This window comes from Campylobacter sp. IFREMER_LSEM_CL292 (genome assembly GCF_025771615.1).
Taxonomy (GTDB): Bacteria; Campylobacterota; Campylobacteria; order Campylobacterales; family Campylobacteraceae; genus Campylobacter_D; species Campylobacter_D lari_D.
Genome location: NZ_JAKMQP010000010.1, coordinates 1 through 25,210, shown reverse-complemented (window position 1 = coordinate 25,210; position 25,210 = coordinate 1). Strand labels below are relative to the sequence as shown.

General features: G+C 29.6%; 26 protein-coding genes. 19 read left to right on the top strand and 7 right to left on the bottom strand.

Annotation, left to right across the window (positions count from 1 at the left end):
• Positions 1-51: 51 nt before the first annotated feature.
• The 4 genes from modA to L8T82_RS06360 all read left to right on the top strand — a co-directional run bounded on the left by modA (position 52) and on the right by L8T82_RS06360 (position 2,538).
• Complete coding sequence (gene modA / locus L8T82_RS06375; protein WP_263661261.1) at positions 52-798, top strand: molybdate ABC transporter substrate-binding protein; 747 nt, start codon at positions 52-54, stop codon at positions 796-798.
• Positions 795-1,184, top strand: a complete 390-nt coding sequence (locus tag L8T82_RS06370) for a hypothetical protein (RefSeq protein ID WP_220566930.1) — start codon at positions 795-797, stop codon at positions 1,182-1,184. The genes modA and L8T82_RS06370 overlap by 4 nt, the downstream gene beginning before the upstream one ends.
• The gene (locus L8T82_RS06365; RefSeq protein ID WP_220566929.1) at positions 1,178-2,032 is read left to right on the top strand and encodes an ABC transporter ATP-binding protein; all 855 of its coding nucleotides are present in this window, start codon (positions 1,178-1,180) and stop codon (positions 2,030-2,032) included. The genes L8T82_RS06370 and L8T82_RS06365 overlap by 7 nt, the downstream gene beginning before the upstream one ends.
• Before the next feature lie 191 nt (positions 2,033-2,223).
• A complete protein-coding gene (locus L8T82_RS06360; protein ID WP_214127042.1) occupies positions 2,224-2,538 on the top strand; it encodes a DMT family transporter in 315 nt (104 codons plus the stop codon).
• 10 nt (positions 2,539-2,548) lie between these two features.
• On the opposite strand, the gene L8T82_RS06355 is transcribed toward L8T82_RS06360, so the two are convergent.
• A complete protein-coding gene (locus L8T82_RS06355; RefSeq protein WP_263726131.1) occupies positions 2,549-4,201 on the bottom strand; it encodes a 4Fe-4S dicluster domain-containing protein in 1,653 nt (550 codons plus the stop codon).
• A gap of 89 nt (positions 4,202-4,290) precedes the next feature.
• Between L8T82_RS06355 and selA the strand changes: the two genes are divergently transcribed.
• The 4 genes from selA to L8T82_RS06335 are packed head-to-tail and all read left to right on the top strand — an operon-like array spanning position 4,291 to position 8,701.
• Positions 4,291-5,622 carry an L-seryl-tRNA(Sec) selenium transferase gene (gene selA / locus L8T82_RS06350; protein ID WP_263726130.1) on the top strand — a complete coding sequence of 444 codons (1,332 nt, stop codon included), beginning with the start codon at positions 4,291-4,293 and terminating at the stop codon, positions 5,620-5,622.
• Entirely contained in the window at positions 5,615-7,420 is a 1,806-nt protein-coding gene (gene selB, locus L8T82_RS06345) for a selenocysteine-specific translation elongation factor (protein ID WP_263726128.1), read from the top strand. Before selA ends, selB begins: the two co-directional genes overlap by 8 nt.
• Before the next feature lie 53 nt (positions 7,421-7,473).
• Positions 7,474-8,187, top strand: coding sequence for a thioredoxin fold domain-containing protein (locus L8T82_RS06340; protein WP_039642184.1), 714 nt, complete (start codon positions 7,474-7,476; stop codon positions 8,185-8,187).
• Positions 8,174-8,701, top strand: coding sequence for a hypothetical protein (locus L8T82_RS06335; protein WP_133319770.1), 528 nt, complete (start codon positions 8,174-8,176; stop codon positions 8,699-8,701). Before L8T82_RS06340 ends, L8T82_RS06335 begins: the two co-directional genes overlap by 14 nt.
• Before the next feature lie 22 nt (positions 8,702-8,723).
• On the opposite strand, the gene gdhA is transcribed toward L8T82_RS06335, so the two are convergent.
• From gdhA to gltX, 4 genes are all read right to left on the bottom strand, one after another.
• A complete protein-coding gene (gene gdhA, locus L8T82_RS06330; protein WP_263665386.1) occupies positions 8,724-10,091 on the bottom strand; it encodes an NADP-specific glutamate dehydrogenase in 1,368 nt (455 codons plus the stop codon).
• A gap of 12 nt (positions 10,092-10,103) precedes the next feature.
• Positions 10,104-10,769 (bottom strand): MqnA/MqnD/SBP family protein, encoded by a 666-nt coding sequence (locus tag L8T82_RS06325; RefSeq protein WP_133319772.1) that lies wholly within the window; start codon positions 10,767-10,769, stop codon positions 10,104-10,106.
• A 247-nt stretch (positions 10,770-11,016) separates the two neighbouring features.
• Positions 11,017-12,252 (bottom strand): malic enzyme-like NAD(P)-binding protein, encoded by a 1,236-nt coding sequence (locus tag L8T82_RS06320; protein WP_133319773.1) that lies wholly within the window; start codon positions 12,250-12,252, stop codon positions 11,017-11,019.
• Complete coding sequence (gene gltX, locus L8T82_RS06315) at positions 12,252-13,643, bottom strand: glutamate--tRNA ligase (protein ID WP_263726126.1); 1,392 nt, start codon at positions 13,641-13,643, stop codon at positions 12,252-12,254. Before gltX ends, L8T82_RS06320 begins: the two co-directional genes overlap by 1 nt.
• Positions 13,644-13,707: 64 nt before the next feature.
• On the opposite strand from gltX, the gene L8T82_RS06310 reads away from it, so the two are divergent.
• Positions 13,708-14,535, top strand: coding sequence for a peptidylprolyl isomerase (locus L8T82_RS06310; protein ID WP_263660169.1), 828 nt, complete (start codon positions 13,708-13,710; stop codon positions 14,533-14,535).
• Between the two features lie 18 nt (positions 14,536-14,553).
• On the opposite strand, the gene L8T82_RS06305 is transcribed toward L8T82_RS06310, so the two are convergent.
• Both L8T82_RS06305 and accB read right to left on the bottom strand, forming a co-directional pair.
• Positions 14,554-15,885 (bottom strand): acetyl-CoA carboxylase biotin carboxylase subunit, encoded by a 1,332-nt coding sequence (locus L8T82_RS06305; RefSeq protein WP_039619123.1) that lies wholly within the window; start codon positions 15,883-15,885, stop codon positions 14,554-14,556.
• A 1-nt stretch (position 15,886) separates the two neighbouring features.
• Entirely contained in the window at positions 15,887-16,336 is a 450-nt protein-coding gene (accB, locus tag L8T82_RS06300) for an acetyl-CoA carboxylase biotin carboxyl carrier protein (RefSeq protein ID WP_039626958.1), read from the bottom strand.
• 131 nt (positions 16,337-16,467) lie between these two features.
• Between accB and dcd the strand changes: the two genes are divergently transcribed.
• From dcd to L8T82_RS06250, 10 genes are read left to right on the top strand one after another with little or no spacing between them, the layout of a single operon-like run.
• Positions 16,468-17,028, top strand: coding sequence for a dCTP deaminase (gene dcd, locus L8T82_RS06295; protein WP_012661997.1), 561 nt, complete (start codon positions 16,468-16,470; stop codon positions 17,026-17,028).
• 50 nt (positions 17,029-17,078) lie between these two features.
• The gene (gene pseB / locus L8T82_RS06290; RefSeq protein ID WP_258108148.1) at positions 17,079-18,086 is read left to right on the top strand and encodes a UDP-N-acetylglucosamine 4,6-dehydratase (inverting); all 1,008 of its coding nucleotides are present in this window, start codon (positions 17,079-17,081) and stop codon (positions 18,084-18,086) included.
• On the top strand, positions 18,083-19,213 hold the full coding sequence (pseC, locus tag L8T82_RS06285) for a UDP-4-amino-4,6-dideoxy-N-acetyl-beta-L-altrosamine transaminase (RefSeq protein WP_263726125.1): 1,131 nt from the start codon (positions 18,083-18,085) through the stop codon (positions 19,211-19,213). Before pseB ends, pseC begins: the two co-directional genes overlap by 4 nt.
• Before the next feature lie 4 nt (positions 19,214-19,217).
• Positions 19,218-20,480 carry a DUF4910 domain-containing protein gene (locus tag L8T82_RS06280; RefSeq protein ID WP_263726146.1) on the top strand — a complete coding sequence of 421 codons (1,263 nt, stop codon included), beginning with the start codon at positions 19,218-19,220 and terminating at the stop codon, positions 20,478-20,480.
• Entirely contained in the window at positions 20,477-21,259 is a 783-nt protein-coding gene (locus L8T82_RS06275) for an AAC(3) family N-acetyltransferase (RefSeq protein WP_263726124.1), read from the top strand. The genes L8T82_RS06280 and L8T82_RS06275 overlap by 4 nt, the downstream gene beginning before the upstream one ends.
• Before the next feature lie 2 nt (positions 21,260-21,261).
• The gene (locus tag L8T82_RS06270) at positions 21,262-21,486 is read left to right on the top strand and encodes an acyl carrier protein (RefSeq protein ID WP_087699877.1); all 225 of its coding nucleotides are present in this window, start codon (positions 21,262-21,264) and stop codon (positions 21,484-21,486) included.
• Positions 21,480-22,382, top strand: coding sequence for a class I SAM-dependent methyltransferase (locus tag L8T82_RS06265; protein WP_173787020.1), 903 nt, complete (start codon positions 21,480-21,482; stop codon positions 22,380-22,382). The genes L8T82_RS06270 and L8T82_RS06265 overlap by 7 nt, the downstream gene beginning before the upstream one ends.
• Positions 22,379-23,902 (top strand): HAD-IIIC family phosphatase, encoded by a 1,524-nt coding sequence (locus L8T82_RS06260; protein ID WP_263726123.1) that lies wholly within the window; start codon positions 22,379-22,381, stop codon positions 23,900-23,902. The genes L8T82_RS06265 and L8T82_RS06260 overlap by 4 nt, the downstream gene beginning before the upstream one ends.
• Positions 23,892-24,959, top strand: coding sequence for a beta-ketoacyl-ACP synthase III (locus L8T82_RS06255; protein ID WP_263726122.1), 1,068 nt, complete (start codon positions 23,892-23,894; stop codon positions 24,957-24,959). Before L8T82_RS06260 ends, L8T82_RS06255 begins: the two co-directional genes overlap by 11 nt.
• On the top strand, positions 24,952-25,170 hold the full coding sequence (locus L8T82_RS06250; RefSeq protein ID WP_263726121.1) for an acyl carrier protein: 219 nt from the start codon (positions 24,952-24,954) through the stop codon (positions 25,168-25,170). The genes L8T82_RS06255 and L8T82_RS06250 overlap by 8 nt, the downstream gene beginning before the upstream one ends.
• The last annotated feature ends 40 nt before the right edge of the window (positions 25,171-25,210 follow it).

Here is a 25,210-nt window from a genome sequence, read left to right as displayed (position 1 = left end):
TTTAAAAATAAGCTATAATTTTTTTAAAATTTACTATTAAAAGGATAAAAAATGAAAAAAATTTTTACCCTACTTTTTTTGTGTATTTTTGGCTATAGTGCTGATGTAAATATCGCTGCAGCTGCAAATGTAGCTTACGCTTTTAAAGCCTTACAAAAAGAATTTCAAAAAGAAAACCCTGATATTAGTATCAATGTAAGCTTAGGTGCTAGTGGAAATTTAGTCTCACAAATCAAAAATGGAGCGCCATTTGATATATTTATGGCTGCAAATATGAAATTTGCACAAAGTTTGTATGAAGATAATTTTGCTAGTACAAAACCTGTTATTTATGCTCAAGGAGCTTTAGCTTTACTAAGTGTTAGAATGGATTTAAGCAAAGGATTAGACACGCTTAAAGAAGAAAAAGTAAAAATCATCACCATAGCTAATCCCAAAGCTGCTCCCTATGGTCAAGCTAGTATAGAAACTTTACAAAATGCTAAAATTTATGAGCAAACAAAAACTAAAATTATCGAGGCAAAATCCATAGGAGAAGCACTTACTCAAACATTAAAAGCAGCCGATGTGGGTTTTATAGCAGCAAGTGCTTTATATGAAGATACGCTAAAATCTTATAAACTCCAAGAAGGAAAAAATTATATTTTAATCAATCCAAAGCTTTATGAACCAATCAATCAAGGCATTATCATCACTTCTTATGGTAAAAATAATGCCAAAGCAAAGAAATTTTATGATTTTATTTTAAGCAAAAAGGCTAAGGAAATTTTCAAAGCTTATGGCTATAATATCCCATGATTAAAGCTAAAATAAATACTATAAAAAATCATGAAAATATAAACTGGGTAGAATTTCTTATAAATAAACATAAATTATTTATGCTTGCTTTAGAACTTGATGAAAAAGCAAGCATTGATCAAGAAGTTTTACTAGCTTTTAAAAGTAGCGAGTGCTTGCTTAGTAAAAAAAATTTAGAAAATTCATTTTTAAATACCTTTTATGCAAAAATCATTGATATTTTTCAAGGACAAATCATCACTATCGTAAGATTAGAAAATGAAATTTGCACTTTCGAAGCTCAAATTAGCACCCATGAGTTTTTAGAGCAAAATTATCAAAAAAATGATTTTGTATTTGCTTATGTACATCCTAGTGCTTTATTTATCAAAGAGTATTTATGCTAAAACTTGACTTTGAAAAAATCTTTAAAAATAAAGAAAAAGAATTTAAACTTAAGGTTAAATTTGAAGTTAAAGAAGGAGAATTTTGTGCTATTTTTGGAAAAAGTGGTAGTGGCAAAACTACGCTTTTGAGAATTTTAGCAGGTTTTGAAAAAGCACAAGGAATTTGCACTTTTAATAATACGATATTTTTTGATGATAAAAACTTTCTAAGCCCACAAAAAAGAAAACTTGGTTTTGTTTTTCAAGATTATGCTTTATTTGAAAATATGAATGTAGAACAAAACTTACTTTTTGCTAAAAAAGATCTAAAATTTGCTAATGAGCTTTTAGAACTTTTAGATTTAAGCAAACACAAAAAAAGTCATATTTTAGAACTAAGCGGGGGACAAAAACAACGCGTAGCTTTAGCAAGAGCCATTATGCAAAAACCCAAACTTTTACTTTTAGATGAGCCATTTAGCGCCTTAGATAATGAGATAAAACTACACTTGCATGATTATCTTTTAAATATACACAAAACTTATAAAATCACTACTATTTTAATCAGTCATGATGTAAGTGAAGTTTATAAACTAGCTAATAAAGTCATCATTTTAGAAAATGGAGCCATCATCAAAGAAGGCTCGCCTAATGAAGTTTTTTTAAAAACACAAGGCTCACAAAAATTTGCTATAAAAGCACGCATTTTAAAACTACAAAAGCAAGATAGCATATTTATAGCCATACTTGCCATAGGTAATCAAATCAGCCAAGTAGCACTAAGCCCTTTAGAAGCTAAAGATTTTAAAGAAAATGATGAAGTGCTTTTGAGCCAAAAAGCTTTTGCGCTAAATTTAACTAAGATATAAAAAACAATGTTAAAATAAGATAAATTATCACAAGGTTATAAATGACTTATGGATTTTTTATCTTAAAATTTTATACTAGCTTATGGACAAAATGGAAGATAAAAACTGCATATGGTTATTTTTTCTACGCCATAGCTCCACCTTTTATCCTTTTGTAGTTTCATTTTTAAATTAATTTAAAAGGATATAAAATGCATTGGTTAGTATTAGCAATTAGTATAGTTTTTGAAGTGATTGCAACAAGCTCGATGAAGTATGCAAGCATAAGTAAAAATAATCTTTATTTAATCGTTTTTGCGGTGTTTTTTTCATTTTCTTTAGCAGGTTTATTTTATGCTTTGAAAAAAATTGATTTAAGTATAGCTTATGCAACTTGGGCAGGTTGTGGTTTGGCATTAGTTAGTGTGGTGGGATTTTTAATCTTTAAAGAAGCAATTACTCTTAATAAAATCATTTTTATTATTTTAATCATCACTGGAGTGGTGGGATTAAAACTTAGTGCTTAAGCCTTTTGGCTTAAAGCACATTCATACTTTGTATCATTACTTTTGCTTTACATTCAGCACAGCAATATAGTGTTTTTATCTTAGCTTCATCGCCCATAAATCTTGGCTTCATAATGCTAGCGATTTTTTCAATGGCCTTTTTAGTAGCGAATTCTTTCCCACATTCTACACAAGCAAAAAGTTCATCTTGAGCTAAAACCATAAAAGAAAAATACTCTTTTTCTAAATCTATCCCGCTTCTTTGAAGCATTAAAGTATCTTTTTCAGCACAACTTGCCTCACAATATCCACAGGTAGTACATAAGCTTGCATTAAATTTCAAAGAATTATCCTTAGCATCAGCTACCAAAGCTCCTACATTACAAGCTCCCACACAAGAAAGACATAAGGTACAGGTATCTGTATTGATAGTGATTTTTCCATAGCGTATCCATTCTTTGCTTGAGATATTGCCTAAATTTTCTTCTTTTATAAGCTCTCTTAATCTTATAGCAAAATCTTCTCTTTTTAAAAGCGCAGGATTATAAGATATAAATTTAAGATTTTCTATAAAATGTGCTTGATTTATAGCCTCTAAAAGTTCTTTTTCATCTTTAGCTAGAAAAACTGCGTTTTGTTTAAATTTTCTTTGAAATATCTCATTCATCAAAGCTATTACTTCTAAAGCACCTTGCGATAAGCCATCACTATAAAAAATCACACTCGCACCACTTGTTTGAAGCATAGCTAAAAAATGTGCTTGATCAAGATAGTTTTCGCCTTTAATCATAAAAGGCATTACATCTTCTTTTAAAGTGATATTTAAATTTTCTATAGACATTTTCTCAGGGATTATTAAAATGATTTTATCTTCATAAAATTTTAAAATTTCATAAAAGCTATTGCGTGGCATAGCTGCATAATCAAGCGCTCCACTAGGACAAATTCCTACACAATCACCACAGCTTAAACAATCCACATGAGAAAATTCTAATTTTCTTTGCTCATCATCTTTTAAAATAGCCACACTAGGACAAATTTCAGCACATTTTCCACAATGAATACTTCTTCTTTCATGGTATTGACAAATGCTATCATCATAACTAATATAATTTCTAAATTTATATTTTGGAGAATTAGAATTTAAAAGTTTTATAAGCTCTTCTTGACTTAAGGTGGTTAAATCATAGCAACCACTTTGTTGATCAAAACTTTCTTTTTTTACATCATATAAGAAAAAATCACAATCAATCTCTACTTGCTCATTATCTTTTAAAGCTATCACACAAAGCTCGCCCACGCAACCTAAAACACCCAAACATTGCTCATTACTTAGTTTTAAAACCTTGTATTCTTGTTTTTTTAAGCTTTCAATAAGCTTATCTTGATCCTCATCGCTTACAATAATTACATTTTTACCCACTTCTTTGGTGTATTCTAAATCAAGCCCTAAATCATAAACTTTAGATCTAATCTTATATAAGGACTCAATAGTTTTAGCTTTTTTAAGTACATCATCTTGTGAGTTTTTAAGGTAAAAATTAATTTCAGGCGCATAAATTTCAGGATTTAAAAGCTTTGAATTTCCTATAAAAACTTCTTCATTACAGGCTTTTTGAACTATGCTAATATCATCACTTAAAGGAATTAAATCTTCATTTTCTAAAAATACAAAATCTTTCATAACACTCTCTTTTAAATTTTTTAATCTTAATTATATAAATTTCATTATAAAAAAGTTATAATTTTACTAATTTATTCTTAAGGTTTAAGATGAACAAATTTAGAAATTTTCCACCCATAAACACACTCATAAACGATGAAAACTTGGCTAATTATCCTTTGTATTTAAGATCTCATTTTGCAAAAATAGTTGTTTCAAATTGTAAAAAAGAACTAAGTAAAGATGAAAATTTAAATTTTAGCTTGCAAGATTTGCTAAGTAAAATTGCTCAAAGTATTGATGAGTTTTTAAACATGCAAAGTCAAAGTTTGATCAATGCTACTGGAGTTATCATTCATACTAATCTTGGTCGTAGTATTATTGATGAGAGTATTTTTGAAAGAACTAAAGAAATCATCTGTTCTTATTCAAATTTAGAGTTTAACATGCAAAGTGGCAAAAGAGGCTCAAGGTATGACGCACTTAGTGCGAATTTAAAAATATTATTTGATTGTGAAGATTGCTTAGTTGTTAATAATAACGCCTCGGCTGTATTTTTGATCTTAAACACCTTAGCAAAAAATGAAGAAGTTATTACTTCAAGAAGTGAGTTAGTTGAGATTGGGGGAAATTTTAGAATTCCTGAAGTTATGCTAGCAGCTGGAGTTAAACTAAAAGAAATAGGCACGACTAATAAAACTCATCTGTATGATTATGAAAAAGCTATCAATGAAAATACTAAGATGATTTTAAAAACTCATCGTTCTAATTTTGCTTTTAAAGGATTTTTTGAAGAAGTAAGCTTAAGTGAAATTCATGCTTTAATAAAAAAGAAAAAACTCATATCTTATTATGATTTGGGTGCTGGCTGGTGTGAAAAGATTAATAAACAACTTAGTAAAAATGAACCAAGCGTGAAAGAGCTTTTAAAACATTGTGATATTTTAAGTTTTAGTGGCGATAAACTTTTTGGTTCTACGCAAGCAGGCATTATACTTGGAAAGAAAAAATACATTCAACAATTAAAGAAAAATCAACTTCTAAGAATGCTAAGGGTTGATAAAATCACTCTAGCTTTTTTAAATGAAACTGCCAAAGCTTACTTAGAAAAAGAATATGAAAAAATCCCCACACTAAAACTTTTAAATGATGATTTAAAAACCATAGAAAAAAAGGCACTCTTTATCAAAGAAAAAATTCCTATAAAATGTGAGTTAAAAGCTTCTAAAAGTTTAGTAGGTGGTGGCTCTATGCCTGATAAAAGCTTAGATACTTTTGTGTTAAGTTTTGATGAGAAAGCTTTGCTTTTACAAGAAAAATTTAGAAAAAAAGGCGTAATCGGTCGTGTTGAAAATGGGCATTTTGTGCTAGATTTTAGAAGTATTTTAGAAAAAGATTTAAACCGTTTAATCCACGCTATCAAAGAGGTATTTCATGCATAGTATCATCATAGGCACTGCTGGGCATATTGACCATGGTAAAACTTCGCTTATTAAAGCTTTAAATGGTTTTGAAGGTGATAATTTAAAAGAAGAGCAAGAAAAAGGCATTACGATTAATCTTAGTTTTTCAAATTTAAAAAGTGAAAATTTAAATATTGCTTTTATCGATGTGCCTGGGCATGAAAGTTTAATTAAAACTATGATAAGTGGTGCTTTTGGCTTTAGAGTGTGTATGTTTGTCATAGATATAAACGAGGGTTTAAAGGCTCAAAGTATAGAGCATTTAAGGGTTTTGGAATTTTTAGGCGTAAAAGATGTAGTGCTTATTTTGAGTAAGGTTGATTTATGCAAGGATTTAGTACAAAAGCAAACAGAGCTTTTAAAAGAATTAAAAGCCTTTAAAATCAATATCTTAAAAGTTTTTCCAACAAGCATTTATAATGAGCAAAGTATATTAAATTTAAAAAACTATCTACTTAGTTTAAAGCCTAAAGAAAATGATGAAAATTTGATTTTTAGATACTACATTGATAGAGTTTTTTCTCTAAAAGGTATAGGAACGGTAGTAACAGGAAGCTTAAATGAAGGAAAAATAAGCAAAAATGAAAAAATCTTTTGCCTTGAAAATCAAAAAGATATCATTGTAAAAAATATACAAATTCATGAAGAAAATGTTTTAGAAGCAAAAGCTTATAATAGGGTTGCCTTGAGTTTAAATTGTGATTATCATGAGTTAAAAAAAGGCTATGTATTAAGCAAAAAAGGTGTTTTTAAAAGCTTTAAAAGTATCGATGGGGTTGTTTTTAATACAGAGATTAAACACGGGAGTATTTTAGAATTTTGTAGTGGTTCAAAAAAGCTTAATGCAAAAATTAGTGTAATTAAAGAATTTGAAGATAAAACTTATATTAGCTTGGAGTTTGATAAAAACTTACCTTTGTGTTTTGATGATAAATTCATCTTGCTTGAAAATGGGCGTATTAAAAGTGGTGGCGTGGTATTAAATGCAGTAAGCGAGCCTTTAAAAAAAGATATAAAAGCTAAGTATTTAACACTTTTAGAACAAAAAAATTTTAAAAAAGTATTTGAGTTTTTAAAACAAACTCACAAACTTGGCTTTGGCTTACTTTCAAGCTATCAACGCTTTAAACTCACTCATGAGCAAGCCTTAAACTTAGCAAAAAGTTTAGATCATGTTTTTGTAGATGAGCAAGCTTTAAATGTATATGATTTAAATGCTATGCAAACTTTGAAAGAATTTATTGATTTTATTTTCTCTAAAAATCCTTATGCTTTAATCTCGCCTCATTCTATCGCCTTAAGGCTTAGCTGGGCAAGTGAGAGCTTTTGTGCTTATGTACTCAAGCAAATGCAAGAAAAATTAGATTTTAAAGACGGCGTATGGTTTTTAAAAGGACAAAATTTTGAAAAATTACAAGAAAAGGCTCATTGTGAGCTTTATGAAATTTTAAAAAAAGAAGGCATAAAACCTACCGCACCTTACAATCTTTATGAGTATTTAGAGCTTGATAGAAAAAATGGAGATCTTATCTTAAAAAAACTCACCAAAGAAAACAAAGTCAAAAGATTAGCGCATAATCTTTTTATAGAAAAAGATGCCCTTGAAAATCTCATGCAAGAGTTTTTAAAGCTTTTGCAAGATCATCATTTAGATGTCGCTTTTGTAAAAAATCATTTTCAAATTTCAAGAAAATATGCCATAGCTTATTTAGAATACCTTGATAAAAACTATCCTCAAGTTAAAAAAATAGAGGAAAAAAGAATATTAAAAATCTAAGTGTTAAAGATTACATTTTATAATGTGCAAAAATTTTAAAACAAAGGAAAATGATGAAAAAATCTTTAGCTCTCTTAACCCTTGCTAGCTCTTTATTTGCTGCAAGTAATGAAGAAATTATTAATTTTTTTAAGAAAAATCCAAATTTATCAAATGCAAACATTAGTGTTTCTAGTAGAGAAAAAATTCCTGATACTAACTTTGAAGCTGTGATAGTTAATTTTGAAATTAGTGGTAAAAATTTCCAAGAAATCGTTTTCACTCAAGATAATATCATCACAACTGAAGTAATTGATGTAAAAAAAGGTGAATTTTACTCTCAAGTTTATCAAGCAAAACTCATGGAAAAACAACAAGCTGAATTTTCAAAAAAAGCTCTAGTTGAACTTAAAAAAGAAAAAATGTTTGTTTCTTTAGGCGATAAAAACAAACCTTTGCTTTATGTTTTTAGCGATCCTGAATGTCCATATTGTAGAATGCATTTAGATAAAATAGAAGAAACACTAAAAACCCATCAGGTTAAATTTATCTTAACCCCTATCCATGATACTAGTGCTTTTGAAAAATCTGCATTAATTTACAAAGAAAGTAAAAATGCTAAAGATGATGCACAAAAAATCGCTATCATGAAAAAATATTATGATAAAAATTTAAAAGATTATAAAAAACCTAGTGAAGCTGAGGTTAAAGCAGTAAGAGAAACTTTCGCAAAATACTCTAAACTTGGTCTTCGTGCTGTGCCAACTATAATCGATGCTCAAAAATAATTTTTTCTTGCTTGTGTTTGCACTATTTTTAAGTGCTTGCACAGGCCCTATGCAAACTTTTATCCAAACAAATAATGAAGGTATTTTCCTGCATGCTAATAAAAATCAAAGTTTTTCTTTACACATCAATAATCCTTCAAAATTAAACACAAATTTAGAAGCTAAGCTCGCTCAAAAATTACAAAATTTAGGCTTAGTTTTAAATAATGTTCAAAGTGATTATAAAATTTATATCAATATAGTAGATTTTAAGAAATTTTCTTACGCGCAAAGATTACGCGCTTCTAATGCGAGATTTTTTTATAATGACTTTGATAAAATAGATGATGTTTTTGAAATGGAAGTAGAAAATTACTATCTTTTGCAAGTTAATTTACAAATTAGCTCCAAAAACTCTACTCAAAGCACCTCGCTTTTAGCAAGAACTGCTTATCTTGGCAATATAGACAGAGCCAAAGAGTCTTTAGAAGAAAAAATCGCCAATCAAATAACAAGCTTTTTTTATATACACTAAAGATGGCATTTAAGCCATCTTTTTAAATATAACCATGATCAATCATCGCATCAGCTACTTTTTTAAAGCCTGCTATGTTTGAACCTACTACTAAATTTCCTTCATGATTATAAGCTTTTGCACACTCGTATGAATTTTCAAAAATATTTTTCATAATCTTATGTAATTTTGCATCAACTTCCTCAAAGCTCCATTGACACATACTTGCATTTTGTTGCATTTCAAGTTGAGAAGTCGCTACACCACCTGCATTAGCAGCCTTAGCTGGCGCAAATAAAAAGTCTTTTTGATTTAACATAAAATCGATCGCTTCAAGTGTGCTTGGCATATTAGCTCCCTCTGCTACCATACGACAACCATTGTGATATAAGGTTTTAATATCTTCTAAATTTAATTCATTTTGCGTAGCACTTGGAAAAGCTATATCACAAGGTATACTCCATACTCCATTACAACCTTGTTTATACGCACTTTTTGGAGTAAAAATAGCACCTTTTTTAAGCATTGCATAATCACTCACTCTAGCTCTTTTTACTTCCTTAATTTCTTTTAATAAATCTAAATCTATCCCATCTTTATCATAAACAAATCCATCGCTATCGCTTATTGTGATTGCTTTTGCACCAAGTTGATGTAATTTTTCTATGGTATAAATTGCCACATTTCCGCTACCTGAAACTGCACACTCTTTTCCTTCTAATGCATTGTTATATTTTGCTAGCATTTCTTGAGTAAAATACACACAGCCATACCCTGTTGCTTCTGTTCTTACTAAACTTCCACCCCATGGAATTTTCTTTCCCGTTAAAGTTCCATCAAAATTAGAGCTAATTTTCTTATAAGCTCCAAACATATATCCAATTTCTCTAGCACCAACCCCTATATCACCTGCTGGCACATCAGTGCTTGCACCTATGATTTTTGAAAGCTCGGCCATAAAAGCTTGACAAAAACGCATAATTTCTGCTTCGCTTTTGCCTTTAGGGTCAAAATTTGCTCCTCCTTTAGCTCCCCCTATCATTAAACCTGTTAGAGAATTTTTGAAAATTTGTTCAAAACCTAAAAATTTCAAAACATCTAAATCTACACTAGGATGAAATCTGATCCCACCTTTATAAGGTCCTAAACTAGAATTAAACTGTACTCTATAACCAAAATGCGTTTGAGCTTTACCTGCATCATCAATATATACTACTCTAAAAATAGTCGTTTTTTCAGGCATAACAATACGCTCTAATATAGCATGATCTTGATAAGTTTTGTTAGATTCAAGTAAAGGTTCTAAAGAATTTAACACCTCAGTTGCTGCTTGAAAAAAGATAGGTTGTCTTGGGGAAGTTGCTTGAATTTTTTCTAAGGTTTCATTGATATATTGTTTAGCTATACTCATAAATTGTCCTTTTTATAGTATCTTGCTGTTTGCATTGGCTAAAAATTTTTTTAGCGCCTTTTGCTCCTTTGTTCCTATTTTGTAGTAAATTAGCTTTAAATATGCACTAATTTCTTTTTGAGAAAGATTTCTTGACTTAGAATAATCTAGCAAAATATATTGCGGAATGAAAATTTTACTTTTTGTGAAATTTTTCATCATTTTTTTATAAATAGAAAAATTTTTAATACAAGAAAATCGAGCAAAAACAAAAGGTAGTTTTGTCTTTTCATACCATAATTCACATAAATCAATATAATCTTTTGGATTTTGCAAATAAAGTTTTAAAGCCTTATCACCGATGATAACCTCCCCTTTTTGCTTTAAAACTTTTGCAAGAGCATTAGAAGTTGCAGAGCTTGCATCTTCTTTGCTTTCAGATTGTTTTTTCACTAAAACGCTTTTTACCTTTTTGCTTGCGCAAATCCCCACATTTAAGGTTTTGTATTTTTTTCTACGACTTTCAACACTTGAGATAATCGCTGCATCAATGCGTCTAAAATACAAATGGCGATTTAGCTTACTAGGAACCCCTTTTTTGTATTCTGTAGTTTGCTTAACATAGCTAGGAAAAGCTGATTTTTTAAGATAGATATGTAAAGGGAGTAAATTAAGATAATCTATCTTACCAAAAATCATCTCGACCTTTCTATGATTAAGTAAAAATATCCTATTAAAAAATATCTTAAATATAAATTAATTTTATTAAAAACACTAGTAATATCAAATTTATATAATTTAAAAAGAAAAAAAGTAACATTTAAAACATATTTTTTAAATGATTTTTAAAAAATATGTTTTTATAACTCATATAAACAATAAAAAATAGATAAAATTAAGTTTTATAATAAAAAATTATTTTAAATAAAACTTAATTTACAAAAAATTATTTTAAACTATCAAAATATCTCTGATAATCAAAATTATTTATCAAAGCTACTCCATCTTCAACCGCAGCTTTTGCTACCGCAGCACTAACTACAGCTTTTACTCTGCTATCAAATGGTTTTGGTATCACATAATCTCTACCAAAACTAAGCTCTTCTACTCCATAAGCTTGTTTTACCTCATCAGTTACTTCAAGCTTAGCTAAATCAGCCAAAGCTTTTGCGGCTGCTATTTTCATATTTTCAGTAATTTTAGTTGCCTTTACATCTAAAGCTCCTCTAAAGATAAAAGGAAAACCTAAAACATTATTAATTTGATTTGGATAATCACTTCTACCTGTTCCAACTATAGCATCGTTTCTAACTCTTTTAACATCTTCTGGCATTACTTCAGGTACAGGATTAGCTAATGCAAAAATCACAGGATCTTTTGCCATACTTAAAATCATCTCATCATCTAAAATCTTAGGTGCACTCAAACCCAAAAATACATCAGCACCTTTTAAAGCTTCTCTTAAAGTGCTATCTTTGGTATCGCTTACAAATTCTAGTTTATATTTATTTAAATCATCTCTTTGAGTATTAATCACACCTTTACTATCTACTAAAACGATATTTTTAACCCCTAAATTTCTATACATTCTAGCACTTGCAATACCTGCTGCACCTGCACCACTTACCACTACTTTAATATCTTCAAATTTTTTACCACTAATTTCCATAGCATTCATTAATCCTGCTGTAGAAATAATCGCAGTTCCATGTTGGTCATCATGCATTACAGGAATTCCAAGATCTTGCAAGGCAGCTTCTATTTCAAAACATTTTGGTGCTGAAATATCTTCTAAATTAATCCCTCCAAAAGTAGGCGCTATAGCTTTACAAAAAGTAACAATTTCATCTATACTATGAGCATTAATTTCTAAATCATAAGCATTAACATTAGCAAATTTTTTAAACAAACAAGCTTTTCCTTCCATAACAGGTTTGCTTGCACTCGCTCCTATATTGCCAAGTCCCAAAACCGCACTACCATCGCTTACTATAGCAACTAAATTAGCTTTATTAGTGTATTTATAAGCTAAAGTTTCATCTTTTGCTATCTCAATACAAGGTTCAGCAACTCCAGGAGAATACGCCAAAGATAAATCATGTGCACTATCCATAGGCTTTCTAGCAACAATATCTACTTTACCACCTAAGTGATATTCTAAAGCCTCTTCTTTTAAATTCATTATTTTTCCTTCATATAATTTAATAAATTTTTTATCCTAAGTTTAGCCTTTTGCACTCCTAAAAATTCCAATACTTCAAATATACTAGGACTAACCGAATTTCCTGTGAGTGCGATGCGTATAGCTTGAGCTAGATCTTTTAACTTAAGATTATTTTCTTCTAAGAATTGATTAGTTAATTCTTCAAATTCACAAGCATTTTTTTGCTCATTTAAAACCATAGCGTATTTTTCCAAATAAGTTAAATTTGTAACATTGAGAAATTTATCTACAGCCTTTTGATCATATTCTTTTGGGTCATTTAGTAACACTTTAGCCCCACTAATAATATCATGTAAGGTTTTAGCTCTCTCTCTTAACATATCTAGCAAAAAGCCTGCTTTTTCATACTGACTTAAATCAAATCCTAAATCTTTTAATTGTCTATTGATTTCTTCAAAAGGTAAAGTTTTAATATAATGAGCATTAAGCCATTCTAATTTTTTAAAATTATAACAAGAAGCGCTTTTATTGATATGATTTGGATCAAAAAGTTCTTGCATACTTTCTAAAGAAAAAATTTCATCATCGCCATGACTCCAACCAAGACGCACTAAGAAATTAAGCAGGGCTTGAGGTAAAATCCCCATATTTTTATATTCCATCACATCAGTTGCTCCATGACGCTTAGAAAGTTTCTTACCATCTTCACCATGTATCATAGCTACATGATAAAATTTAGGTATTTTAAAGCCTAGTGCTTCATAAAGGACAATTTGTTTTGGAGTATTTGATAAATGATCATCTCCTCTTATAACATCACTCACACCCATTAGTGCATCATCAATTACAACGGTTAAATTATAAATTGGGCTACCATCGCTTCTTGCAATTACAAAATCATCTAAAATATCTTCAGCCTTAAAACTAACCTCGCCTTTAATGCCATCTATAAATTTAATCTCTCCACTTTGTGGTGCTTTTATACGCACCACAGGCTCAATGCCACTTGGGGGAGTTCCTTTAAATTCTCTATATCTACCATCATATTTTGGACGCTCTTTAGCTGCTTCTTGCTTAGCTCTTAACTCATCAAGCTCTTCTTTGCTCATATAACAATAATAAGCCTTGCCCTCATCTAGTAATTTTTGAATGTATTTTTTATAAATATCAAATCTTTGAGATTGATACTCAATCATCCCATCATAATCAAGTCCGCACCATTTAAATGCTTCTATAATAGCTTGCGTAGCTTCTTGTGAATTTCTTTTTAAATCCGTATCTTCAATACGCAATAAAAATTTACCCTTATTTTTTCTTGCATAAAGATAATTATATAAAGCTGTTCTAAGCCCTCCTATGTGCAAATATCCTGTTGGAGAAGGAGCAAAACGCGTTGTGATTTCTTGCATATTTTTACCTTTTTTAAATTTTTATTGTTATAATGCTATATTTACACTTAAATAAAGGTTTTATATGAGAAAATTTTTAATATCTTGTTGTTTTGCTGCAAATATTTTATATGCTCAAACCCTTGGTGGTGTAGCAATGGTAGTAGAAAATCAACCTATTACTCTTTATGATATAGAACAAACTATGAAAGAATTAAAAACTAATGACAAACAAAAAGCTATAGCATTTTTAGTAGATGATAAAGTTCAACAAAGCGAAGCTAAAAAGTTAGGAATTTATGTAAGCACTTTTGAACTTAATGAAAAATTAGCCCAAATAGCAAAAGGCAATAAAACTGACATTAATGGTTTGCAAGCAAAGATAGAAAAAGATGGTTTAAGTTTTGAAGTTTTTAAAAACAAAGTTAGAAAAGATCTTGAAAGAGAAAAACTTTATAGAAGCATAATGCAAAATGCAAAAATCAATATTGATGATGAAACACTAAAACATTTTTATGAAAGCAATCTTGATAAATTTAGCACTTTTTCAAATATAGACTTAGTTGTTTATAATTCTACCAATCCTGAACTTTTACAACAGCTTGCACAAAATCCTATGTATAAAAATTCTCAAATTAAATCAAAAGCCATTAGTTTAAACGCAGCTAGTTTAGATCCAAGATTACTTGCTTTGTTAAATAATACAAAAATAGGAGAATTTACTCCAGTGTTAAATGGCGAAAACGCTTATATAGTGTATTTTGTAAAAGAAAAATATGGTAAAAATCCTATCGAATTTGATTTAATCAAAGATCAAGTTAGCAATGTCTATACCCTAACTCAAAAAGAACAAGCCTTAAAAAATCATCTTGATAAAATAAGAGCAAATGCTCATATAGAAGAATTAAGATAGGTTAAAACCTATCTTCAATTAATGTCTTGAAAGATAATTTGTATCATAATTATTATTGATAAAATCTGCATTATCCATCATTGCTAAATGAAAATCTTTGGTTGTTTTTATCCCACCTACGATAAGCTCTTGCAAGGCTATTTTCATTTTAGCTATAGCTGTGTTTCTATCTTCTCCCCAAACGACTAATTTTCCAATCATAGAATCATAATAAGGAGGCACACTATAATCTTGATAACAATGGCTTTCCATTCTTACATTGCGTCCTGCAGGAGCTACATATTTTGTGATTTTACCTGGGCAAGGTAAGAAAGTTTTAGAATCTTCAGCAGTAATTCTACATTCTATAGAATGACCTTTAAGTTTAATTTCTTCTTGTTTTGGTAAAGGATACCCTTCTGCTACTTTAATCATAAGCTCGATAATATCTACCCCGCTTACCATCTCACTCACACAATGCTCAACCTGCAAACGCGTATTCATTTCAATAAAATAAAAATCTAAATTTTTATCCACTAAAAACTCAAAAGTTCCCGCACCCTCATAATCAATAGCCTTAGCAGCTTTAACTGCTGTTTCATGAAGTCTTGCTCTTGTTTTTTCATCTAGTAAAATTGCAGGAGATTCTTCTATAAGTTTTTGATGGCGTCTTTGCATAGAGCAATCTCTCTCACCCAAATGTATCACATTTCCAAAGCTATCTCCTATGATTTGCACTTCTATATGGCGTGGGTTTTGGATGTATTTTTCCATATACATAGTTCCATCGCCAAAAGCACTCATCGCTTCACTTTCTGCTGACCAGTAAGCTTTTTCTAAATCTTTTTCATCTTCAACTACACGCATACCACGGCCGCCACCACCTGCTGCTGCCTTTAAAATCACAGGATAGCCTATTTCTTTAGCAAGTTTTTTTGCTGCTTCAACCCCACCTAAAGCCCCATCGCTTCCTGGGATTACAGGCACACCTGCTCTTTGCATTACTTGTTTTGCTTTACTTTTATCACTCATTAGTGCCATAGCAGCTACTGAAGGGCCTATGAATTTGATATTATGTTTTGCACAAATTTCAACAAAATTTTGATTTTCACTTAAAAATCCATATCCTGGAAAAATCGCATCCGCTTCACTAATTTCAGCTGCACTAATAATAGCTGGGATATTTAAATAGCTTTCTGAACTTCTAGCATTTCCTATGCAAATACTCGCATCAGCATATTTTAAATACAAAGCATCTTTATCTGCAGTAGAATACACACAAATTGCTTTTTTTCCCATTTCTTTTACAGTTCTTAAAGCTCTTAATGCAATTTCTCCACGATTTGCTATTAAAACTTTTTTAATTTCCATTTTATAATTTCTCCACCACAAATAAAGGCATACCAAATTCTACAGGCTGACCATCTGCAACTAATACTTCTACTATCCTACAATCATATTCAGCTTCGATTTCATTCATAATTTTCATCGCTTCAATAATTGCTATAGTACTTCCTTTTTTAATAGTTTGTCCTGCTTTAGCAAAAGGTGCTGCACCTGGGCTTGGAGCTTGATAAAAAGTACCTACCATAGGGCTATTGATAGTCGGTTTATTAGAAGAGTTTGAGCTTGCTTTGGTTTCATTAACTACATTTACATTAATTGGCTGTGGAGCTGGAGCAACAGGAGCTGGAGCTGGTAATTCACAACACATATCTCTTTCAAGTTCTATTTCAAATCCATCTTGTTCTTTTATTTTAATCTTGCTTATATTTGCTTCTGCAAAAAGTTGCATTAGTTCTTTGATTTCTTCTTTTGTCATATATTCTCCTTAATTTATAAGACTTAATTTATAATTATATATAAAAATACTAAAAATAACTTCAATTATTTATTTTTTACTTTTATTTTAAGATATAATTTAAGAATTCACTTTAATTATAAAGGACAAAAATGGGCTTAAAAGCAGATAATTGGATCAAAAAAATGGCATTAGAGCACAATATGATAGAGCCATTTTGTGAAGCAAATATAGGTAAAGGTATAGTTAGTTATGGGCTTTCAAGCTATGGATATGATATAAGAGTTGGAAGAGAATTTAAGATTTTCACTAATGTAAATTCCACCGTTGTAGATCCTAAAAATTTTGTAGAAGAAAATGTAGTAGATTTTGTAGGCGATGTATGTATAGTACCTGCAAATTCTTTCGCTCTTGCAAGAACAGTTGAGTATTTTAAAATGCCAAATGATGTTTTGGCTATTTGTCTTGGCAAAAGCACTTATGCAAGATGTGGCATTATAGTAAATGTAACCCCTTTTGAGCCAGGTTTTGAAGGACATATCACTATAGAAATTTCAAACACAACCCCACTACCTGCTAAAATTTATGCTAATGAAGGTATAGCTCAAGTTTTATTTTTACAAGGAGATGAACCTTGTGATGTAACATATGCTGATAAAAAAGGCAAATATCAAGCTCAAACAGGTATAACTTTACCAAGAATTTTAAAATAATTTTATTTTCAGTCGATATAAAAACTTAGTCAAGTAATAGGAAAATAAATATGTTTAATGGAAAAAGCATTTTAATCACCGGTGGCACAGGAAGTTTTGGAAAAACTTATACTAAAACTTTACTTCAAAAATACAAACCTAAAAAAATCATCATTTATTCAAGAGATGAGTTAAAACAATTTGAAATGGCAAGAAAATTTAACGATGATTGCATGCGTTATTTTATAGGTGATGTAAGAGATAAAGAAAGATTGAGCATAGCAATGAAAGATGTTGATTTTGTCATTCATGCAGCTGCTATGAAACATGTGCCAATTGCAGAATATAATCCAATGGAATGTATAAAAACTAATATCCATGGAGCACAAAATGTAATCGATGCGTGTTTGGAAAATAATGTAGAAAAATGTATCGCTCTTTCAACCGATAAAGCATGCAATCCTATTAATTTATATGGAGCTACAAAGCTTGCAAGTGATAAGCTTTTTGTAGCAGCAAATAACATAGCAGGAAATTCTCACACTAAATTTAGCGTTACAAGATATGGTAATGTAGTGGGCTCAAGAGGATCTGTCATACCATTTTTTAAAAAACTAATCAATGAAGGCGCTAAAGAACTTCCTATCACAGATGAGAGAATGACAAGATTTTGGATATCCTTAGAAGATGGAGTTAATTTCGTGCTGAATAATTTTGCCTATATGCATGGAGGGGAAATTTTCGTGCCAAAAATTCCTTCTATGAAAATCGTTGATTTAGCTAAAACTATGGCTCCTAATTTAGCTCATAAAATCATAGGTATAAGAGCAGGTGAAAAACTACATGAAATTATGATTTCAAGTGATGATAGTCATTTAACTTATGAATTTGAAAATTATTATGCCATCAGCCCAAGCATTCAATTTAATAACACTAATGTTGATTTTAGTATAAATGCAAAAGGACAAAAGGGTAAAAAAGTTTCTAATGGCTTTTCTTATAGCTCTGATAATAATCCATCATGGATTAGCCAAGAAGAGCTTTTAAATATAATAAATCATACAGAGCTTGAAAAATGATAACTTATTCTCATCAAAATATTGACGAACAAGACATACAAGTAGTTTGTGAGGCTTTAAAAGATGATTTTTTAACCGGTGGAAAAAAGGTTGAAGAATTTGAACAAGCCCTTTGTGAATATGTAGGTGTAAAATATGCTTGCGTGCTAAATTCAGCTACTTCTGCTTTACACCTTGCATATTTATCTTTAAATGTAAAAGATAAAATTGTCTTAACAACCCCCATTACCTTTGCTGCGACTGCAAATGCAGCTTTAATGGCAGGTGCTAGGGTTGAGTTTATAGATGTAAAAAGCGATGGAAATATTGATGAGAAAAAACTTGCTTTAAGATTAAGCCAAGATAGCTCTAATATAGGAGCAATTTGCGTGGTTGATTTTGCGGGAAATAGTGTAGAAATGGATGAAATTTTAGCCTTAGCTAAACAACACAACATCCCACTAATTGATGATGCAAGTCATGCTCTAGGTGCTATTTATAAAGATCAAAAAGTAGGTTCTATGGGGGATTTGAGCATATTTTCTTTTCATCCGGTTAAACCTATCACAACCTTTGAAGGTGGTGCGGTTGTTAGCAATGATGAGGAATTAATCTCAAAAATCAAGCTTTTAAGAAGTCATGGCATAGTCAAAAAAAGACTTTGGGATAGTGATATGATTGAACTAGGCTATAATTATCGTTTAAGCGATGTAGCTTGTGCTTTGGGTATAAATCAACTTAAAAAACTTGATAATATGCTAGAAAAAAGAGAAATCATCACAAGTTTTTACGATAAAGAATTTGAAAAAAATCCTTATTTTAGCACTATAAAAATCAAAGATTATAAAAAAAGCTCAAGACATTTATATCCTATTTTGCTTTTTCCTGAGTTTTATTGCCAAAAAGAGATTATTTTTGAAAAATTATTAAATTTGGGCATAGGTGTACAAGTGCATTATAAGCCTACTTATGAGTTTAGTTATTATAAAAACTTATATGGAAATTTATTCTTAGAAAATGCGGATAATTTTTATAAAGCTGAACTTAGCATACCTGCTCATCAAGAAATGAATTTAAAAGAAGCACAATTTATTAAAGATAGTTTATTTAAGATTTTAGAAGAAACTAAAAAGGCTTATTGTGAGTAAAAGTATGTATGAGCTAGCTTGTGAGCTTTTTCCTATATGCAGAAGTATTACCGGGAAAGGCTTTAGACAAAGCTTAAAAATACTTGATGAAGCTATGGGGGGGGGTATATTAAAAATTCACTCTATAGCAAGTGGGAGTAAAGTATTTGATTGGGAAGTACCTGCTGAATGGGAGATAAACGATGCTTATATCATCACTCCAAATGGAGAAAAAATTTGTGATTTTAAGCAAAATAATCTTCATGTGTTAAACTATAGCACAGGCATAGACACAGAGCTTAATCTAGCAAGCTTACAAGAACACCTTTACTCTATAGAAGAAATGCCTGGTGCCATACCTTATGTGACAAGCTATTATAAAAGGCGTTGGGGGTTTTGTATAAAACACAAAGATAGAGTTAAACTAAAAGAAGGAAAATATAAAGTTTTCATAGATGCAAAGCACCATGAAAATGGAGTTTTAAACTATGCTGATTTACTCATACCTAGCACGCAAGAAACAAAAGATGAAATTTTAATTTCCACTTATCTTTGTCATCCATCTATGGCAAATAACGAGTTAAGTGGTCCTGTGGTAGCTACATTTTTAGCTAAATGGCTTTTAGAACTTAAAGAGAGAAAATATAATTATCGTTTTGTTTTTATTCCTGAAACCATAGGGAGTATAGTTTATCTTAGTAAACATTTAAAACATTTACAAAAACACACTAAAGCAGGTTTTGTACTCTCTTGCATAGGTGATGACAATGCTTACTCACTCATTCACACTCCAAGTGAAAATACCCTAGCAGATAAAGTAGCTTTGCATACCTTAAAAGAAAAAAATAATTTTAAAGAATTTAGCTTTTTAGATAGAGGAAGCGATGAGAGACAATACTGTGCTCCTTTAGTAAATTTACCCGTAGTCGGAATTTGTAGAAGTAAGTATCTAGAGTATAAAGAATATCATACTAGCAAGGATGACTTAAATTTCATCAGTGAAGAGGGATTGCAAGGTGGCTTAAAAGCTATGCAAGAAATCATTATGAATTTAGAGGTTAATGAAATTTATCAAAATACGATATTTTGTGAACCAAATTTGGGTAAAAGAGGGTTATATCACACTATCAATACTTCTTCAACCAATGATATACCAATATCATGTAATTTTTTAGCATATTGCGATGGTAAAAACGATGTTTTAGATATAGCCTCAAAGCTAAACATGCAAGCTTATGAATTAAAAGATTTAATAGAAAAATTAAAATTTCACGGATTGATAAAATGAAATATTTCTTAGAACATAATGATAAAAAATACTCTAATGTAGATTTAATAGAAGCTTTCAAAAAACTTGGCATCAAAAAAGGCGATATTTTGTGTGTGCATACTGAACTTTTTAATTTTGGCACACCCTTGCTTCCTAGAAATGAATTTTTACAAACTATATTAGATTGTTTTTTTGAAGTTATAGGTAAAGAAGGTACTTTAATCATGCCTACTTTTACTTATAGTTTTTGCAAAAATGAAGTTTATGATAAATTAAATTCTCCTACAAAAATGGGTGCTTTAAATGAATATTTTCGCAAACAAGCAGGAGTAAAACGCACTAATGATCCTATATTTTCCTTTGCTATAAAAGGAGCCAAAGAAGAATTGTTTTTAAAGGACACTACAAGTTGTTTTGGAGAAAATTGTGTGTATGATATTTTAACACAAGAAAATGGAAAATATATACTTTTTGGAAGCACTACAGGACACACTCTAACTCATTATATCGAAGAAGAATACCGAGTAGATTACAGATATTTTAAAGATTTTCACGGAAAAATAATAGACGAACAAAACAGAATGCATGATAAAAAAATAAAATTTTATGTTAGACATTTAGATAAAAAATCTTTACCAAATGTCGATAATATAAACTATATTACTAAAAAAACAAAAAATTTTATATACGAAAATTTTGGTGGTGCAACTATATGTTTATTTCATACAAAAGAATACAAAGAAGCGATAAAAAATGCTCTTGATGAAGATAAAAATATTTTTATATTACAGGATTAATCATGGAAAATAAATTTTATGAAATTTTAGAAAATATACTAGAAGTAAAAGTTGATGAAAATTCAAATTTAAGCATGCAAAATTGCAAAAATTGGACTTCTTTAAATCATATTGATATAATCATGAGCTTAGAAGAAGAATTTGAAATCAAATTTAGCAAAGATGAATTAAGTCAGCTAAAATCACAAAATGAACTTTTGCAAGCTATTAAGGAGAAATTATGCTAGAAAATACAAAAGAATTATTTAAGCTAATAGAAGAAAAAAATCCACTACACAAAAAATGTTTAGATGGATTACAACTCTCTAAAGAAGAATATGAAGATTTAGAAAAGCTTATTGTTTATTACAAAGATACACTAAATATTACTTTAGAAGAACAAGCTCAAAGCTATATAGTTGTATTAAATGATACTTTAGAAGAAACTAGATATTTTATAGAATTTGGAAAATATAGATATAGCACCTTAGCAGAAGTAGAAAATATGGTGTATTTTAATGAAAACTATATGAAGCAATACATGGTAGGTCTTGCTATATCTTCTTTTATATGGAATGCTCATATTGAAGTTAGAAGATATTTTGCTAAGTATATAGATGAAAAACAAAATCAAGAAAATACCTATCTTGAAATAGGACCAGGACATGGTGAATTTTTTGTTAAAGCCCTAAGAAGTCAAAAATTTAAAGAATATTTTGGCATCGATATATCTCCTATAAGTTGTCAAATGAGCAAGGATATGGTAGAAAATCAGTTTGGCAAAATAAATACTAAATGCGAATTTATATGTAAAGATTTTACCAAATGTGAGTTTAACAACAAAGCTGATTTGGTAGTAATGGGAGAGGTTTTAGAACATGTTGAACAACCTTTACAATTTATGAAAGATGTAAAAGCCTTATTAAATGATAATGGAGAAATCTTTGCGACTATACCTATCAACGCTCCTGCAATTGATCATATTTATTTATTTTCTCATCCTGATGAAGTTAAAGAATTACTTAATAAAGCAGGATTGAAAATCAAAGAATGTGAATATTTTATGGCGAATAATTATTCTTTAGAAAAAGCACTAAAAACAAAAAATGCTATTGTAATGGCAGTAGTTTTGGTCAAAGAATGAATCTTTTTTCACCAAATTTAAAAAGAAATGATCTTATAAAACTTAGCAAGGAAAATCATTATAAAAAAATTACTATTAATGTTTTTAGAAATCACTCTTTTGAAGTGATTTCAAGCATACTAAATGCATTTTTAGCCTTTAGTAAATTAAAGGCTGAATTTAACATAAGCTCTTATGATGATAGTTTAAGTTATGATAATTTTCAAAAAGCAGATTTAAACATCATATTTATAGATTTAAACAATTATAAAAAAAATGTAGATGATTTTATCAAAGAAAAAATACAAGAACTATCAAGCATTAGCAACGCTCCTATCATCACACTTTTACTTGGTAATACAAGCTTAAAAGAATATAGTATTTGCAAAATACTAAAGCCCTTTTTAGATGAAAATCTCATCATAGATGATAGTAATTTTGAAATAAATGCAAGCAGACTTAGTAATAAAGCTTGTGTAAAATTAGCCCAAATTCTAGGACTAAAAATCCTACCTAGCCTTTTACAACCAACTTTAAAAGCAATCATCATAGATCTTGATAATACCTTATACCAAGGAATTTTAGGCGAAGATGGTATTGAAAATCTTACTTTATCTAGCAATCATAAAGCCTTGCAAAGTGAGCTTTTAAATTTAAAAAATCAAGGTTTTTTACTCGCCATTGCTTCAAAAAATGAAGAAGAAGATGTAAAAAAACTTTTTTCACAAAGAAAAGACTTTTTATTACAACTTGATGATTTTAGTATGATCAAGGCTAATTGGAAAAGTAAAGACGAAAATATTAAAGAAATTGTAAATTTTTTTAATATAGCTTTTGATAGTGTGTTGTTTATTGATGATAATATAGCCGAAATTGAAAATGTATCACACCTTCATATTAATACCTTACTAGCTGATGAAAATAGTGCTTATAGTTTAAAGCTCTATCCTAGACTTTTAAAAACAAGCTTTAGCAAAGAAGATGAGTTAAGAAGTGCTGATATTAAAGCGAATTTACAAAGACAAGAGCTTGTCAAGCTTAGCCCTAAAGAGTATTTTGAAAAATTACAAATTTGTTTGAAATTTCATATCAACCACGCAGATGAACTTGAAAGAATTTCACAACTACTTAATAAAACTAATCAATTTATATCAAATTACTCAAGATTAAGCTTAAAAGAGTGTGAAGAATTTATGCAAAAACATGCTATTTTGACTATAAGCATGAGTGATAAATTAAGTGATAGTGGCATTATAGCAATTTTTTTAGCTTATAAAGATGAAACAAATTTAATCATAAAAGATCTTTGCATAAGTTGCAGAGCTTTAGGAAGAAAGCTTGAAAAAATTATGCTATATAAGGCTATAGAGTTATTACATGTGCATTTTAATACAAAAGAATGTATTTTATACTTTCAAAAGGGCGAAAGAAATATGCCATTTTTAGAATTTTTATATAGTTTAAATGCAAATATAAAAGAAAATTTTGCTCTAATCCAAAAAGAAATGATAAATTACGAAGGACTTATAATTGAAAGCTAGTTTTAATAAAGCCAAAATAGCAGGTATAAGCGTTTGCGTGCCTAATAAATGTATAAACATAGATGATTGCTTAGAAGATGTTTTTCAAAATGATGTCAAAATGCTAAAAAGAATGAAAAAAATTTCAGGCATACAAGAAAGATTTATTGCTGATGAAAATATTAGCACAACAGATTTAGCCTATGAAGCAAGTATAAATTTATTTAAAATGCTTGATTTTGATAAAAATAAGCTTGATATGGTGATTTTTGTTACACAAACTCCTGATTTTTTTATGCCATCATGCGCAAACTATCTTCACAAACGATTAAATTTAAAACCTCAAACCATAGCTTTTGATGTAAATCAAGCGTGTTCTGGGTATTTATATGGCTTATTTATAGCTTTTTCTTTTTTAGAAAATCAAAATGCAAAAAATATTTTATTAATTTGTGGTGATACTTTAAGTAAAACCATAAACCCTTTAAATCCAAATTTAGCTCCAATCTTTGGCGATGGAGTAAGCGCAACACTCATAAGCTGTGCAAATGAAAAATCGTTTTTTAAGCTTCATTCTAATGGAGAAGGTTTTGACAAACTCATCATACCCAATAGAGCTTTTGCTAAACTTGATGAGAGTAAAAGCTCCAATAAAGAAATATTTCAAACCAATAAGCATAGGAGCTTAGATAATCTTTACATGGATGGGGCTGAAATTTTTAACCAAGCACTTAATCTTGAGAGCCAAAGCATAAAAGAAATGCTTGATTTTTGTGAAAAAAGTAAAGATGAAGTGGATTATTTTTTATTACATCAATCCAATCAATTTTTAGTTGATTCTATTATAAATGACTTGAGTATTGATAGCTCTAAAGCACCAAATTTTTTGATGTCAAAATATGCTAATTTGAGTGCTTGCTCTTTACCTGCTTTACTTTGTGAAATACAAAAAAATGATTTTAATGCCATTTTAAGTGCTTTTGGTGCTGGATATGCCTGGGGGAGTGCTTATATAAATTTTGATAAAAACTTTAAAACTGATACAATTTCAATTTATAAAGGAGAAAAAAATGACTAAAGAAGAATTATTAGAAGCTATTAGCGAAGCTATGCATATGGATGAAACACTAAAAGAAGATATGATTTTAGATGATATTGATGAATGGGATAGCTTAGCTTTTGTATCTATCATGGTATTATTTAAAAACTCACTTGGCAAGCAAATTAGCGGTGGTAATCTTAAAAAATGTGAAAAAGTAAGCGATCTTTTAGCTTTAGCTGGTGTTTAAACAAATATTTGTTTAAACCCTTTCCACACTTAAAACAATC